The 14,697-nt window shown below is 63.9% G+C and carries 16 protein-coding genes and 1 pseudogene; 15 read left to right on the top strand and 2 right to left on the bottom strand.

What is annotated here, in order from left to right:
• Positions 1–41: 41 nt before the first annotated feature.
• Positions 42–665, bottom strand: a complete 624-nt coding sequence (locus tag EHW12_RS08045) for a TetR/AcrR family transcriptional regulator (RefSeq protein ID WP_003942051.1) — start codon at positions 663–665, stop codon at positions 42–44.
• Positions 666–815: 150 nt separating this feature from the next.
• Here EHW12_RS08045 and EHW12_RS08050 point away from each other — a divergent pair, with 150 nt between their 5' ends.
• From EHW12_RS08050 to EHW12_RS08080, 7 genes are all read left to right on the top strand, one after another.
• Complete coding sequence (locus EHW12_RS08050) at positions 816–1,454, top strand: MerR family transcriptional regulator (RefSeq protein WP_007735320.1); 639 nt, start codon at positions 816–818, stop codon at positions 1,452–1,454.
• Positions 1,451–2,296, top strand: coding sequence for a thioesterase family protein (locus tag EHW12_RS08055; protein WP_007735317.1), 846 nt, complete (start codon positions 1,451–1,453; stop codon positions 2,294–2,296). The genes EHW12_RS08050 and EHW12_RS08055 overlap by 4 nt, the downstream gene beginning before the upstream one ends.
• 34 nt (positions 2,297–2,330) lie before the next feature.
• Positions 2,331–3,146 carry a pyrroline-5-carboxylate reductase gene (gene proC, locus EHW12_RS08060; RefSeq protein ID WP_003941923.1) on the top strand — a complete coding sequence of 272 codons (816 nt, stop codon included), beginning with the start codon at positions 2,331–2,333 and terminating at the stop codon, positions 3,144–3,146.
• Positions 3,147–3,296: 150 nt separating this feature from the next.
• Positions 3,297–3,509, top strand: a complete 213-nt coding sequence (locus tag EHW12_RS08065) for a helix-turn-helix domain-containing protein (RefSeq protein ID WP_263284141.1) — start codon at positions 3,297–3,299, stop codon at positions 3,507–3,509.
• A gap of 244 nt (positions 3,510–3,753) precedes the next feature.
• Positions 3,754–3,855, top strand: coding sequence for an AURKAIP1/COX24 domain-containing protein (locus EHW12_RS08070; protein WP_003402602.1), 102 nt, complete (start codon positions 3,754–3,756; stop codon positions 3,853–3,855).
• Between the two features lie 216 nt (positions 3,856–4,071).
• A complete protein-coding gene (locus EHW12_RS08075) occupies positions 4,072–5,205 on the top strand; it encodes an NAD-dependent epimerase/dehydratase family protein (protein ID WP_003941967.1) in 1,134 nt (377 codons plus the stop codon).
• A complete protein-coding gene (locus EHW12_RS08080; RefSeq protein ID WP_042923247.1) occupies positions 5,202–6,239 on the top strand; it encodes a lysophospholipid acyltransferase family protein in 1,038 nt (345 codons plus the stop codon). Before EHW12_RS08075 ends, EHW12_RS08080 begins: the two co-directional genes overlap by 4 nt.
• 39 nt (positions 6,240–6,278) lie before the next feature.
• On the opposite strand, the gene EHW12_RS08085 is transcribed toward EHW12_RS08080, so the two are convergent.
• Entirely contained in the window at positions 6,279–7,274 is a 996-nt protein-coding gene (locus tag EHW12_RS08085) for an HAD-IB family hydrolase (RefSeq protein WP_081558766.1), read from the bottom strand.
• A 200-nt stretch (positions 7,275–7,474) separates the two neighbouring features.
• Here EHW12_RS08085 and EHW12_RS08090 point away from each other — a divergent pair, with 200 nt between their 5' ends.
• From EHW12_RS08090 to EHW12_RS34575, 8 genes and pseudogenes are all read left to right on the top strand, one after another.
• Positions 7,475–7,735 carry a glutaredoxin family protein gene (locus EHW12_RS08090; protein ID WP_003941953.1) on the top strand — a complete coding sequence of 87 codons (261 nt, stop codon included), beginning with the start codon at positions 7,475–7,477 and terminating at the stop codon, positions 7,733–7,735.
• A 140-nt stretch (positions 7,736–7,875) separates the two neighbouring features.
• A complete protein-coding gene (locus EHW12_RS08095) occupies positions 7,876–8,763 on the top strand; it encodes a redox-sensing transcriptional repressor Rex (RefSeq protein WP_007735314.1) in 888 nt (295 codons plus the stop codon).
• Positions 8,760–10,082: pseudogene (locus tag EHW12_RS08100) on the top strand (glutamyl-tRNA reductase); the annotation flags it as partial. The gene EHW12_RS08095 and the pseudogene EHW12_RS08100, both read left to right, overlap by 4 nt.
• 35 nt (positions 10,083–10,117) lie before the next feature.
• Entirely contained in the window at positions 10,118–11,092 is a 975-nt protein-coding gene (hemC, locus tag EHW12_RS08105; RefSeq protein WP_065455925.1) for a hydroxymethylbilane synthase, read from the top strand.
• A gap of 60 nt (positions 11,093–11,152) precedes the next feature.
• Complete coding sequence (locus EHW12_RS08110) at positions 11,153–12,715, top strand: bifunctional uroporphyrinogen-III C-methyltransferase/uroporphyrinogen-III synthase (protein ID WP_003941969.1); 1,563 nt, start codon at positions 11,153–11,155, stop codon at positions 12,713–12,715.
• A 75-nt stretch (positions 12,716–12,790) separates the two neighbouring features.
• Entirely contained in the window at positions 12,791–13,765 is a 975-nt protein-coding gene (hemB, locus tag EHW12_RS08115; RefSeq protein ID WP_064074198.1) for a porphobilinogen synthase, read from the top strand.
• A gap of 49 nt (positions 13,766–13,814) precedes the next feature.
• Positions 13,815–14,477: a hypothetical protein gene (locus EHW12_RS08120; protein ID WP_007735307.1), complete on the top strand. Its 663-nt coding sequence runs from the start codon at positions 13,815–13,817 to the stop codon at positions 14,475–14,477.
• Between the two features lie 57 nt (positions 14,478–14,534).
• On the top strand, positions 14,535–14,690 hold the full coding sequence (locus tag EHW12_RS34575; RefSeq protein ID WP_003941930.1) for a hypothetical protein: 156 nt from the start codon (positions 14,535–14,537) through the stop codon (positions 14,688–14,690).
• Positions 14,691–14,697: the final 7 nt, after the last annotated feature.

The following is a 14,697-nucleotide window of genomic DNA, read 5'->3' on the forward strand; positions in this document are numbered from 1 at the left end:
GTCAGTTAAGGGCTAATCGGACATGCCGGGAAGTTCAGTGCTCAAGAAGTGACGCCGACGGCTTTCAGGGCTATCTCGCGGTAGAGAACACTGACTTCGCGCGGAGTCTGCGGTCCGTCGAGTCGATACCAGAGGACGACGGACTGACACATTCCCAGTAGTGCACGGCCCGTTCCGGTGATGTCCGGGACCGTGAACTCACCGCTCTCGACGCCTGCCGTCAGTACGTCGACGAGTAGGTTCTCGAGCTTCTTTCGCTTGGCGGCGTAGCTCTTTCGTTCCGCGTCCTCGAGGTATCGCAGTTCGGAATCGAGGAAGGCTATGTCGGAGCGACTGGTCATGTGCAGAACACACGCCTCGACGAGATTGCCGAACTGTGCCGTCGGCGACGGTCCGGCAGCGTCGACCGCAGCGCTCGCGCGTGCGGTGACGTTCTCGATGCCCGGTTCCATCAGCGCGACGAGGATGCCCTGTTTGTTGCCGTGGTGGTAATACAGCGTCGGCACGGTGACACCGGCACGTTTTGCGATGTCACGAACCGACGCTCCGTGGTAACCGAGTTCGTGGAACACCTCGAGTGCGGCGGTGAGCAGGGGAGTCAGCGTCAGTGGTTCCACGATGCGCCACTGTTCGTCGGGCTGAGCCTCCGACTGCAAATCCGTCATTCCGCCTGTTCGCTCCGTTCGGAAATTTCTGGTGGTGTGACTAAAGAAGGTTCAACCCTAGCGCAAGGCGTGTCCTCCTTACCGATGCTCGGCCACCATTGGATAGCATCACTATCCAGTAATGGGTCGAGCGAGTTGGACGGAGGAGCGGTGAAGGTTTCCGAACTGGCCGCACAGTCCGGCGTTGCACTGGCCACTATCAAGTACTACCTCCGTGAAGGTCTGCTGATGCCTGGTGAGCCGACCAGCGCAACGGGAGCGAGGTACGGCGAACAGCACGTCCGGCGACTCGCGTTGATCAGGGCCCTGGCCGGGGCGGGACTCGCGATTCCACGGATTCGCGCGGTGCTCGAACTGGTGGACAGTGACGAGCGATCCGAATTCGAGACTTTCGGCCGCGCAATCGCGCAACTACCCCCGTACGTCGAACCTGAACCGGATCCAGAGTTCCCCAGAGCTCGCAAGGTTCTGGAGTTTCTCGGTCAGGTCTTCGAGCCGAGGTACGTGGCGGTCGCGCACCTCGAGCGGGCACTGATCGGCCTCGAGGATGCCGGACTGAGTCTCTCGGACGCGCGCCTGCGCGCCTACGGCGACCACATCCGAGGGATTGCCGAAGTGGAAATCGAGCTGATGCCTACCAGTTCGACCGAGGACGGCATTCGCTATGCGGTCCTCGGAACCGCCATGTACGAACCCGTCCTGACAGCTTTGCGACGCCTGGCGCACCAAGATTTGGCCGCACGACATTTCCCGCAACACCGAGAAAGCACCGAACAGGAAAATCGATGAGCACCAGTCCCTTTCAAGATCTCAATCGCCTCACCTCGCTCGGCGACGGGCGATACACCGCAACGATCGATTCGATCTGGACCATCGGGCCGAAAGTGCACGGCGGCTCCATGATGGCTGTGTGCGCCGCGGCCGCGCGTCAATGTCTGCGAGACGGCGCAGGTGAGAACGACTCGCTTCTGAAGATGCAGCCACTCGCAGTGAGCGCCAACTATCTGTCGGCCCCAGATCCGGGTGAAGTCGAACTGGAGGTGATCGTCCGAAAGCAGGGACGCCAGGTCGCGTTGTTAGACGTCGAGTTGAGCCAGGCGGGCCGCAGCGCTGTTCGCGCGGCGGTCACGCTCGGATTCCCCGATGACGGCGACCCCACCTTCGTCACGGCCTCGTCGATCGACGACATGTCACCGGAACCGCCGGAGAGTGCGGTGGCAGTCATCGGCGATCACCCGATGGCGCAGGTCGTGCATGTCGGTCAGGGTTGCGACATGCGAATCGACACCACCTCGGCGCACTTCCTGACTGGCAGCCAAGGCGAGGCCGAGGTCAGGATGTGGGTCCGTCCTCGACCCGAGGACGAAAACGACCTCGACACCGCTGTGCTGTTCGCGATCATGGCGGGTGACATCAGCGCGCCGGTGACGATGAACCGCGGCCTGTTCGGGTGGGCGCCGACCGTGCAGTTGACGACGTACCTGCGCCGACTGCCGACGCCGGGATGGCTTCGCGTGCGGGCGAGCTCGGATGTTCTGGGCAGCACGTGGTTCGAAGAGGATCATGCTGTTCTCGATTCGACGGGCGCAGTCGTCGTCCAGAGTCGTCAATTGGCGATGATGCCCCGCTAGGGTCGATCGCTGCGGTCGTGGCAGGCTGTTCGCCATGACAAGAATTGCGATTATCGGTGGCGGCAAGATCGGCGAGGCGCTGATCTCCGGGCTGTTGCAGGCCGGCCACGCCATCAAGGATCTGGTCGTCGCCGAGCAATATCAGCCTCGCGCAGACGAATTGATCGCCGAATACTCCATCCGCGTCAGCACGGTCGCCGATGCCGCCGAGGGTGCGGACGTCATCGTCATCGCGGTGAAGCCGAACGACGTCGAGTCAGCGCTCACGGCGTTGACGAAGGTCGATCTGGACGGCGACCTCGAACAATTGATCGTTTCCCTTGCGGCGGGAATCCCCACGGGATTCTTCGAAACGCGTCTGCCCGCAGGGTTCCCGGTCATCCGCGTCATGCCGAACACCCCCATGTTGGTCGGGGAGGGCGTGAGCGTGCTCTCGCCCGGACGGCACGTCAAGGCCGAGCATCTCGAGCTCGTACGCGGCATCCTCGGCAGCGTCGGCAAGGTGGTCACGGTTCCCGAATCGCAGATCGACGCGGTCACGGCTGTCTCCGGTTCCGGCCCGGCCTACTTCTTTCTGGTCGCCGAAGCGATGATCGACGCGGGAGTCGGTCTCGGCCTGACGCGCCCGGTCGCTACCGAATTGGTGGTGCAGACGATGGTCGGTTCCGCAGCGATGCTCGATCGCACCGGCGACAGCGCGACGGATCTTCGCGCCGCGGTGACGTCACCGGGCGGAACGACGGCTGCGGCACTGCGTCAGCTCGAAGCGGGCGGCCTGCGGACGGCGTTCTTCGATGCCTTGGATGCCGCCAAGTCGCGCTCGGCCGCGATGGGTGCAGCTGCGGATTAGTCGTCCGTTTAGCCACACCCGTCGCTTTAACCCCACCAGTACAGCTAAGCTCGACTTAGTACGTACGTGTCTGTTCCGCCGGAGGGGAAGCCGGCGGCGCGAGTCGTGCTGGAGGTATGTGGATTAATGGTGTCTGCAAACAAGCCGTCCATGGGTTCGTCCCACGACGGAAAGCCGGCAGTGGCCGGCACGCAATTCCTCACTGTTGCTGAGGTAGCAACTTTGATGAGGGTGTCGAAAATGACTGTGTACCGGTTGGTACACAGTGGCGAATTGCCTGCTGTACGAGTGGGCCGTTCGTTCCGTGTACATGCGAAGGCAGTACACGATTACCTCGAAACCTCGTACTTCGATGCCGGCTGACCAGCCGGTTCGAAGAGGATGACCTCGGCGTGAGCCGAGTCGCGGGCACAGCGGTTGCTGTGCCGGAGGCTCGGTTTATGCCGAGTGACTCCACACCGGTACGATGAGTCACTGTCGTACCAGCAAGCTGGTGTCGTAAGGCGCTGAGCTAGTTAAAACGAGGGCCAGGCGCCAATTGCTTGGCGCAGGCGTACGTGACCGGCGTGCGCAGGAACGCTAGAGAAGAACGTGAGGGACACCCGCTATGGGTTCAGTGATCAAGAAGCGTCGCAAGCGCATGTCGAAGAAGAAGCACCGCAAGCTGCTTCGTCGTACCCGAGTACAGCGCAGGAAACTCGGTAAATAAGCAGTACCTGTTGATGCCCGCCACCCCTTCCGGGGTGGCGGGCATCAGCATATTCGGGGGAAGCGATGTGTGCCACGTCTCATTGGCTGGGCGGTTTGTCTTGAATGGCCGAAATTTGGGTAGTCAGCGCGGGACCCCCTCTGCCCGTAAAGTGGGGGAAAATCGCGGGAGGGACGCTTCGGCAGAGCGCGTTTCTACTGGATATGGGGGTACTTGGTGGTTGAAGGTGACAACACTTCAGGGGGCACGACGCCTCGCGTCGTACTGGTGACCGGGGCGAGCAGATTTCTCGGCGGCTACCTGGTGACCAGGCTTGCGCAGAATCCGTCGATCGAGCGTGTCATCGCCGTCGACGCCGTCAGTCCGAGCAAGGACATGATGCGCAGAATGGGCCGCGCGGAATTCGTGCGAGCAGACATCCGCAATCCGCTGATCGGCAAAGTGATCCGAAACGCCGAGGTCGACACCGTCGTGCACGCGTCGACGCTTCAGAAAGCCCCCAAAGCCGGCAGCCGCGCCGCGATGAAGGACATGAACGTCATCGGCGCCATGCAACTGTTCGCGGTCTGTCAGAAAGCTCCGACGGTTCGCAAGGTGGTCCTGCGCTCGGCTTCGGTCGTCTACGGGTGCAGTGCCAAGGATCCCGCTCAGTTCACCGAAGAAATGAGTGCGCGCCGCCGGCCGCCGGGCGGATATGCCCGCGACAGCCTCGAGATCGAGGGATACCTCCGCGGAATGGGGCGTCGGCGCCCGGACATCTCGGTCGGGATTCTGCGGTTGGCGCCGTTGATCGGACCTCAGCTGACTGCAACCGTCGGGCACTACGTCACCGCCCCACTCGTGCCCACCATCGTCGGGCGCAACGCGCGCCTGCAATTGCTCCACGTCGAGGATGCCCTCGCGGCGCTGGAGAAGGCGACCATCGGACACGCTTCGGGTACGTACAACATCGCCGGCGACGGAGTGGTCATGATGTCGCAGGCGATCCGCCGGGCAGGCAGGGTGGAAGTTCCCATGCCGCTCGCTCTGTTCCGCAGCGTCGGGAGCGCGTTGGTGGGGTCGTCCATGAGGCTGTACACCGACGAGCAACTCGAGTACTTCCGGTTCGGCTGCGGACTCGACACCACTCGCATGCGCAGCGAGCTGGGGTTCGAGCCGCGATGGACCACCATGCAAGCACTCGACGATTTCATGCGTGCGATGCAGACGCGCCGGATCATCAAGTCCGAGTGGATCGATCGGGCGGAGAATGCGTTGACCACCATCCTCGGCGGTGACACCGCCGCGGCGGCAACAAGTGCAGATGTGATGCACATGCCGCTGTCGGGACGAAGTGCGGTGAAGGGGTGACTGACGTGGCGAAGGTAATTCCCCTGCGGCCCAGCGCAACTCACACCGGAAAGTCGGCAACTTCCCGTTCGCGTGAGTCCGTCACCGGTGCGGAGCGTGACATCCGTGAACAAAGTGAGCGCCGGCATCCGTCCGGAGTGTCCTCGGCGGCCGACCACGGCGGTGAGAGCACGTTCGTCGATTCGGCCAGGTCGGCGATCGTCGATCAGATCGCCTCGGCAGCAGAATTCTTCCGACGTCGGGTGTCCGGCGACTACGAGGTCGACGAGTTCGGATTCGACCCGCATTTCGCGGACAACGTGGTCATGCCGATGTTGCGCCCGTTGTTCGAGAAGTGGTTTCGCGTCGAGGTCAGTGGGATCGAGAACATTCCCCTCACCGGGGGAGCGCTTGTGGTCGCCAACCACGCCGGTGTGATCCCGATCGACGGACTGATGACGTCGGTTGCCGTGCACGATCACCATCCAGCGCATCGTCCACTGCGAATGTTGGCTGCGGACATGGCATTCGAGATGCCGGTGGTGGGTGGACTGGCGCGCAAAGCCGGTCATACGTTGGCCTGCAACCCCGACGCCGAGCGTCTGCTCAACGACGGTGAAGTCGCGGCCGTGTTCCCGGAAGGATTCAAGGGCATCGGGAAACCGTTCAGTGAGCGGTACAAGTTGCAGCGGTTCGGGCGCGGTGGCTTCGTGTCGGCCGCAATGCGAACCGGTGTTCCGATCATTCCGTGCTCGATCGTGGGTTCGGAGGAGATCTATCCCAAAATCGGTGATCTCACCACACTCGCACGCGTTCTCGGTCTTCCGTATTTCCCGGTGACACCGCTGTTTCCACACTTCGGGCCGCTCGGCCTGGTTCCGTTGCCGTCGAAGTGGTACATCGAGTTCGGAAAGCCCATCGTCACCGACACCTTCGAGAGCGGTGCCGCCGACGATCCGATGGTCCTGTTCGAGGTCACGGACCACGTCCGAGAAACGATTCAGCAGACGCTGTATCGACTGTTGGCCAAGCGTCGCAACGTCTTTCTCGGCTGAGCTCGGTCCGGATCGCTGCTCGATCCGGACCGAACCCGCTCAGGCGTTCTGTTCTTTGCGCCTGGCGAGAATTGCCGCGAGCGCCCCGCCGACCGCTCCGAGCACCAGCGCCGTCGGTACGCCGATCTTGGCGGCCTTTCGTCCGGTGCGGAAATCGCGAACTTCCCACCCGCGGTTCTTCGCGAGTTCACGAAGATCTGCGTCGGGATTGATCGCCACCGGTGTCCCCACCAACGAGAGCATCGGAACGTCGTTGTGGCTGTCGGAGTAGGCGGAACAGCGCTTGAGATTGAGTCCTTCACGCACCGCCAACGTCCGTACGGCGTGCGCCTTGCCCATGCCGTGCAGGATGTCGCCGACGAGTCGGCCGGTGAAGACGCCGTCCTCACTCTCGGCGACAGTGCCCAAGGCGCCGGTCAATCCCAGTTTCTCGGCGATGACCTGAGCCAGTTCGACCGGAGTTGCCGTCACCAACCACACCTGTTGTCCGGCGTCGAGGTGCATCTGGGCCAACGCCCTCGTGCCTGGCCAGATCTTGTCGGCGATGACCTCGTCGTAGATCTCCTCGCCGAGGCGGGCGAGTTCGGCGGTGGATCGACCGGCCACGAAGGACAGTGCTTTCTCGCGGCCTTCGGCGACGTCGTTGCTACTTTCCCGGCCGGTGACTCGGAACTTGATCTGCTTCCACGCGAAATCCACCAGATCCGAGGTCTTGAGATACTTTCGTGCAGCGAGACCACGGGCGAAGTGGATGATCGACGCACCCTGCACCATGGTGTTGTCGACGTCGAAGAATGCGGCGGCCGTGAGGTCGCGCGGAACGGCCGGGGGCTCTTCGCCGGTTTCCGGTTCTGTGGGGTTGGCAGCTTCGTGCAATGCCAGAGCTGCGTCAGCGCTCGCCTCGCCGGCGAGATTGGCTCGAACTTCCGACTCACTCGGGCCCAGCGGATTCTTCACATGGCGACGTCCGGGGAGAATGACCCCGGCAAGCCCTGATCCGAATCCGGAGCCGTTCGGTAGTGATCGCGCAGGCACCCGCACCTCCCGTGTTGCATTCTCGAGCAGAGAACTCTTCGAGTCAGCCTATCCTCCGCGATGAGGCCCGATGGGTTGGATGGTGACCTTCCCTGTGGTGTGTGACGTTCCTCTCCGCCGATTTGGCACCGAGTGGGGCTCCGGAGGCACACTCGACCGATCAAGTAGATGGCGTCCCCGTAGAAGAAAGGTATGCGTCGATGACTGCAGCTACGCATGAAGTGACCCTGTTGACACGCGCAGGATGCGCGTCCTGCGTCGGCGCGGCGGAGGTCCTGCGACGGGTCTGTTCCGAGTTCGAGCTGGAATTGACGTGCATCGACGTGGACGAAGCTGCCGCGACGGATCCAGAGCTGAGAGCGGAGTACGGAGACAGATTGCCCGTCATTCTTCTCGACGGACGCGAGCACGGTTACTGGGAAGTCGACGAGGAGCGCCTTCGTGACGATTTACGCAAGTAAGGCAACCCTCAAAGTTGTCCGCGGAGCCGCTTTGCAGGTGAACGGCACATCGAACCCGTCTCGAGCAACTTTGTGCATGGGTTCACAAGCGGTTACCGTGGTGTGAACATTCCCCCGGAGCATCGTGGAGGTCGACAGTCGTGTCGACCGGACGAGGAGCCAGCGACGTGACCGAACCGCACCAGACGCATGAGCCTGTGGCTCAGCGCGTCACCGGCGCTGCGGGCTCTTCCGTCACCGACGCTTCCAGCGCCTCGGTTACCGACCCGATCGCTCAGGATCGCGTCATCCCCCAGGCTACGGTGACGCGCTTGGCCGCATACCTGCGGGTCCTCGGAGTGATGTCCGACCGGGGTACCTCCATCGTCTCGAGCGAGGAACTCGCGCAGGCGTCAGGTGTCGGATCAGCGAAGTTGCGTAAGGATCTGTCGTTCCTCGGACCCAACGGTGTCCGTGGCGTCGGGTACGACGTCAACAGGCTCCGCATCCGCATCGAGCGTGCACTCGGACTCGATCGTGGGCACAAGGTCGTTCTCGTCGGAGTCGGAAACCTCGGCAAGGCGCTGGTCGGCTACGGCGGATTCAGCCGCCGCGGTTTCGAGATGGTCGGACTCTTCGACAGTGATGCAGATCGAATCGGAAGCAGAGTCGGGGATCTCGTCGTGCGCAGCACCGAGGAACTGACCGTCGCCTGCCGTGAACTGAATGCGACCATCGGCGTCATCTCCACACCGGACGAGGCAGCTCAGGGCGTGTGCGACCAGTTCGTCAGCGCCGGGCTGCGCTGCATCATGAGTTTTTCGCCGATCGCCCTCGACGTTCCCGATCACGTGGAACTGCGACGTGTAGATCTAGCCGTCGAGATGCAGGTTCTCTCCTTCAACAGTGCGCGCAATGCCGATCAGGCATCCAGCGCGCCGCGAGTACGAGTGGCTCACGCCGCATCCGCTTCGTCAGTCCCATCCACCAGTTCACCCGCTCCGGTCGGAGCAGGTTCGACAAGAAACGGATCAGTGATCGCGCCGTGAGTGTTCTGCTTGTCGGGGTCTCGCATCGAACCGCGCCCGTCCCGGTGCTCGAGCGAGTAGCTGTCACCGACACCGATCGTCCGAAGCTGATCGACAAGCTTCTGGCGTCTTCGCACATCTCCGAAGCGATGATCGTCTCCACCTGTAACCGGGTGGAGGTCTACGCGGTGGTGGACGCGTTCCACGGTGCACTCACCGAGGTCGGTGAAATCCTGGCCGACCATTCGGGTCTCGACCTGACAGCGCTGCACGCTCACGCGTACGTCCGCTACAGCGAAGCAGCCGTCGAGCACCTCTTCGCGGTGGCCAGCGGCCTCGATTCCATGGTGATCGGCGAACAGCAGATCCTCGGCCAGATCCGTTCGGCCTACGCATCTTCGGATGCGCAGCAGGCCGCCGGACGCGTCGTCCACGAACTGGCTCAGCAGGCACTGCGCGTCGGCAAGCGAGTGCATTCCGAAACCGGAATCGACTCCGCCGGAGCATCAGTCGTGTCCGTGGCTCTCGATCGTGCAGCGGGCATCATCGGTGAGGGCGGCCTGGTCGGCCGCACTGCCGTGGTTGTCGGTGCAGGCTCGATGGGCGGTCTGTCGGTTGCGCATCTCACCCGCGCCGGAATCGCACGCATCGTCGTCGTCAACCGGACACAGGAACGCGCCGAGCACCTGGCAGAGACGGCACGCTCCAACGGCGTCGACGCCGACGGTGTTGCCTTCGATCAGCTTTCGGCCGCGATGGCGCAGGCAGATGTCATGGTGACCTGTACCGGCGCGGTCGGGGCAGTGGTCACCCTGGCGGATGTGCACCGCGCACTCGCCGAGCCCGATCGCGACAACACCAAGCACCTCGTCATCTGCGACCTCGGGCTGCCGCGCGACATCGATCCCGCCGTCGCCGGCCTGCCGGGTGTGACCGTTCTCGACATGGAGACGCTGCAGCGTGATCCAGCGGCAGGCGCCGCCGCTTCCGACGCAGATGCCGCACGCACCATCGTTGCCGGTGAGCTTGCGACGTACCTCGCGGGACAGCGTCTCGCCGAGGTCACTCCGACCGTCACGGCTTTGCGTCAGCGCGCCGCCGACGTCGTCGAAGCCGAACTGATGCGGCTCGATTCGCGTCTGCCCGGCCTGGACGATCCGCAGCGCGACGAGGTTGCGCGCACCGTGCGCCGCGTCGTGGACAAGCTTCTCCACGCCCCGACCGTGCGCGTCAAGCAACTGGCGTCGGCCCCCGGCGGCGACTCCTACGCAGCAGCGCTGCGCGAACTCTTCGAACTCAGCCCCGGATCTCCCGCGGCCGTGGCCACACCCACCGATCTGGTGGACGGCGACCGCACTGGAAGGGACCTGCAGGCATGAGCGTCACCACCCCTCGATCGGGGAGCCCGCTGCGGATCGGCACTCGCGGAAGTCTTCTCGCGACCACGCAAGCCGGTACCGTGCGCGATGCCCTCGTTGCGGCCGGACATCCCGCCGAGTTGGTCATCATCAAGACCAAGGGCGACCAGTCCACCGATCCCGTCCAGAAGATCGGCGTCGGAGTGTTCACGGCAGAGCTTCGAGAAGCCTTGCTGGACAACCGCGTCGACGTTGCGGTGCATTCCTACAAGGACTTACCGACCGCGCAGGACCCGCGTTTCGTCATCGCGGCGATTCCGCCACGCGAAGATCCGCGTGACGCGCTGGTCGCCCGTGACGGTCTGGTCCTCGGGGAGCTTCCGGCCGGTTCCAAGGTGGGAACCTCGGCGCCGCGCCGTGTTTCGCAGCTGAAGGCACTCGGTCTCGGCCTCGACATCGTGCCGTTGCGGGGCAACCTGCAGCGCCGTCTCGGCAAAGTCGAATCCGGTGAACTCGACGCCGTGATCCTCGCTCGCGCCGGCCTGTCCCGTATCGGCCTGCTCGATCTCATCACCGAGAACATCGAGCCCGTGCAGATGCTCCCCGCTCCGGCGCAGGGTGCTCTGGCCGTCGAATGCCTTTCTGCCAATGCGGAATTGGCGGCGATCCTCGCCGAGCACGACGACGCGGGTACCCGGGCGGCAGTTACTGCCGAGCGCGCCCTGCTCGCCGAGTTGGAAGCCGGCTGCACCGCTCCGGTGGGAGCGATCGCGGAGATCGTCGAATCCCTCGACGACGACGGCAGAATCTTCGACGAACTGTCGGTACGCGGCTGCGCAGCCGCCATCGACGGTTCGGACGTCATCCGTACCGGCGCAGTGGGTGCGCCGGACAAGGCCGAGGAACTCGGCCGAGCGGTAGCGCGCGAGTTACTCGAACTCGGCGCCCGCGAGTTGATGAACGTGACTACAGGCGAGGCAGCCGATGTTTGACGCCCCACTTTGCACTTGCACCAAGTTCCCATTTCGATACAGCGCACTGGAGAATCACCGATGACCCGAGTCCGAAAGAACACTCCCGGACGGATCCTGTTCGTGGGATCGGGACCGGGCGACCCCGCCCTGCTCACCGTTCGCGCACGTGACGTCCTCACCGGCGCCGCAATGGCATTCACCGATCCGGATGTCGACAAGGGCGTCGTCGCACTCGTCGGGATCGACATGGGCCGCGACGAGGAGACCGGCGAGCTGATCGCGGACGTGCGTCCGGCACTCGGCGAGCCTGCCGAGGTTGCAAAGACATTGGTGCACGAGGCCAAGAACGGTCACGACGTCGTGCGTCTGGTCTCCGGCGACCCGCTGACCACGGATTCCGTGATCGCAGAGGTCACCGCAGTCGCCCGCACGCAGGTTCAGTTCGAGGTTCTCCCGGGTCTGCCTTCCGGTTCGGCTGTGCCGAGCTACGCCGGCATGGCGCTCGGCTCGGGTCACACCGAGGCCGACGTTCGCGGTGAAGTCGACTGGGCTGCTCTGGCCGCTGCACCGGGACCGCTTGTCCTGCACGCGACGTCCGGACATCTCGCCGAGACCGCCAGCGCGCTGGTCGAGAACGGCTTGGCCCCGCAGACGCCTGCTGCGATCACCGTCCGCGGTACCACTCGTCAGCAGCGAACCGTCGAGGCAACTCTCGCGACGCTCAACGAAGCCGGATCCGAACTGGTGGGCTCGCTCATCGTCACCGTCGGCAAGGTTGTCGCGCAGCGCAACAAGATGTCGTGGTGGGAATCGCGCGCTCTGTACGGCTGGACCGTCCTCGTGCCGCGCACCAAGGATCAGGCCGGCGAGATGAGCGACCGTCTGGTCACTCACGGAGCGATCCCGATCGAGGTTCCGACCATCGCCGTCGAGCCGCCTCGCAGCCCGGCTCAGATGGAGCGTTCGGTCAAGGGACTCGTCGACGGTCGCTACCAGTGGGTCGTCTTCACTTCCACCAATGCTGTTCGCGCAGTGTGGGAGAAGTTCGAAGAGTTCGGCCTCGACGCTCGCGCCTTCTCCGGTGTGAAGATCGCCTGCATCGGTGAAGCAACCGCAGCCAAGGTGCGCTCGTTCGGCATCAACCCCGAGCTGATCCCGACCGGTGAGCAGTCCAGCGAAGGCCTGTTGGCCGAATTCGCCCCGTACGACGACGTTTTCGATCCGGTCAACCGGGTTCTGTTGCCGCGGGCGGACATTGCGACCGAAACCCTCGCAGAGGGCCTGCGCGAACGCGGTTGGGAGATCGACGACGTCACCGCCTACCGCACCGTCCGGGCAGCGCCGCCGCCGGCCGAGACCCGCGAGATGATCAAGACCGGTGGATTCGACGCCGTCTGCTTCACCTCGTCCTCGACCGTGCGCAACCTCGTCGGCATCGCCGGCAAGCCGCACGCCCGCACGTTGGTCGCGTGCATCGGCCCGAAGACGGCCGAAACCGCTATCGAGTTCGGTCTGCGCGTCGACGTGCAGCCCGAGACCTCGCAGGTGGGACCGCTGGTGGAGGCTCTCGCCGAGCATGCTGCTCGTCTGCGCGCCGAAGGTGCTTTGCCGCCCCCGCGCAAGAAGTCTCGAAGGCGCTAGCGCACCCGTGAGTGGTTGAGGAGTCTGTGGACTCCTCAACCGCTCACAGGTTCCGACGAAGGAGGGCTACTTCTCGTGTTTCCCACTCATCGCCCTCGCCGGCTCCGGCGCACTCCTGCGCTCCGGCGACTCGTGGCAGAGACCTCGCTCGAACCCCGGCACCTCGTTTTGCCGATGTTCGTCGCCGACGGCATCGACGCACCGCGTGAGATCAGTTCCATGCCAGGCGTTTTCCAGCACACCCTCGATTCGCTGCGGTCCGCAGCGGTGGAAGCGGTGGAAGCCGGCGTCGGTGGCCTGATGCTGTTCGGTGTCCCGAAGGCGGAGGACAAGGATCCCCAGGGGTCCGGTGCCTCCGATCCCGACGGAATCCTCAATGTCGGATTGCGCGCTCTGGCAGACGAACTCGGCGATTCGACGGTCATCATGGCCGATACCTGCCTCGACGAGTTCACCGATCACGGCCACTGCGGCGTGTTGACTGCCGGCGGCGCTGTCGACAACGACGCGACCTTGATCCGATACGTAGAAATGGCTCTCGCGCAGGCTGAATCGGGTGCGCACCTGCTCGGTCCCAGCGGCATGATGGACGGTCAGGTGGCTGCGATCCGCGGTGCACTCGATGCTTCGGGGTATGTAGATGTCGGTCAGCTCGCCTATGCCGCGAAATATGCGTCAGCGTTCTACGGGCCGTTCCGTGAAGCCGTCGGATCCTCACTGCAAGGCGACCGTCGTACGTATCAGCAGGACGGCGCCAATCGCCGCGAGTCGATGCGCGAGGTAGACCTCGACGTCGCCGAGGGCGCCGACATGGTGATGGTCAAGCCTGCAATGTCCTACCTGGACATTCTGCGTGAGACCGCCGACCGGTCCCCGGTTCCGGTCGCTGCGTACCAGATCTCGGGGGAGTACTCGATGATCACCGCGGCCGCGCAGAACGGGTGGATCGATCGGGACGCGGCGATTCTCGAATCGCTCATCGGCATTCGCCGCGCCGGTGCCGACGTGGTCCTCACGTACTGGGCGTCGGAAGTTGCCGGATGGCTGTGACGGAGTCACGCATGGTGGCTGCGCCGGTATCGACCGATACGCTGGTGTCATGACCGAGCAGTGGCCGCCGTCGCGCCAGGAACCGCCCCGCCGGGAACCTCCCTACGAGAACCAGCCGTTCGAGAATCAGCCGTACCGCGAACTCGGACCGATGCCGACGGGTCAGATCCCGGGATACGGCCCCGGTTACAACGGATACCCGGGACCTGCGCCGAAACCCGAGCCGCCGACGGACGTCGTGACTGCGATTCAGTTGTGGTGGGCTGTGACGGCGCTCGGGTTGGTCCAGGGCGGCGCGATGATCTGGATGCTGCTCGGGCAGAAGTCGATGTTCGTCGACGAGATGCTCAGAAATCAGGCAGCTGTCGACGCCGGTCTGACGCGTTCCGACGTGGAGGGCATGTTCCCACTGGTCATCGTGTTCTCTGCGGTTTTGGTCGTGATCGTCACCGCGGTGTTCCTTCTGTTCGTGCGCGCGATGAGTCGCGGCAGGAACTGGGCTCGAATGTTGCTGACGTTCTGTGGCGTCTTCATGCTGGTCTCCGCGATCCCGGTGATCTTCGGGCTCGGCGGAGACGGCGGCGCGGCCACTCTGCTGTTCGGCGGAGCGGAAATCCTGCAGGCAGTTGCTGCTGTCGGGGCGATCGTGATGATGCACCGAAAAGAGTCCAATCCGTACTTTCTTCGTTTCCCCCCGGCGGGGAACCGGTAGGTAGCTCGGGGTACTGTGAAACGGGTCACTGAAGTAGTAGGGGAGAGGTCGGACGCGATGAGTTCTCAGGAAGCCCTGCGTACGGAAAGCACCCACGACGCGCCACTGCGCCAACGTGGTTCACGCACCGAAGTGATCTTGTTCGCGATCCTCGGAGCCTCTGTTCTGGTGACACTCCTGATGCTCATGATTCCGGGCATCGTCAGCGGATAGCGCACAC

This window comes from Rhodococcus sp. NJ-530 (genome assembly GCF_003860625.1).
Classification (GTDB): domain Bacteria; phylum Actinomycetota; class Actinomycetes; order Mycobacteriales; family Mycobacteriaceae; genus Rhodococcus_F; species Rhodococcus_F qingshengii.

Bases quoted from the DNA above. Each gene is read 5' to 3' on its own strand.
- EHW12_RS08045 (WP_003942051.1), bottom strand. From the start codon at position 665: ATGACGGATTTGCAGTCGGAGGCTCAGCCCGACGAACAGTGGCGCATC.
- EHW12_RS08055 (WP_007735317.1), top strand. From the start codon at position 1,451: ATGAGCACCAGTCCCTTTCAAGATCTCAATCGCCTCACCTCGCTCGGC.
- proC (WP_003941923.1), top strand. From the start codon at position 2,331: ATGACAAGAATTGCGATTATCGGTGGCGGCAAGATCGGCGAGGCGCTG.
- EHW12_RS08065 (WP_263284141.1), top strand. From the start codon at position 3,297: ATGGGTTCGTCCCACGACGGAAAGCCGGCAGTGGCCGGCACGCAATTC.
- EHW12_RS08070 (WP_003402602.1), top strand. From the start codon at position 3,754: ATGGGTTCAGTGATCAAGAAGCGTCGCAAGCGCATGTCGAAGAAGAAG.
- EHW12_RS08090 (WP_003941953.1), top strand. From the start codon at position 7,475: ATGACTGCAGCTACGCATGAAGTGACCCTGTTGACACGCGCAGGATGC.
- hemC (WP_065455925.1), top strand. From the start codon at position 10,118: ATGAGCGTCACCACCCCTCGATCGGGGAGCCCGCTGCGGATCGGCACT.
- EHW12_RS08110 (WP_003941969.1), top strand. From the start codon at position 11,153: ATGACCCGAGTCCGAAAGAACACTCCCGGACGGATCCTGTTCGTGGGA.
- EHW12_RS08120 (WP_007735307.1), top strand. From the start codon at position 13,815: ATGACCGAGCAGTGGCCGCCGTCGCGCCAGGAACCGCCCCGCCGGGAA.
- EHW12_RS34575 (WP_003941930.1), top strand. From the start codon at position 14,535: ATGAGTTCTCAGGAAGCCCTGCGTACGGAAAGCACCCACGACGCGCCA.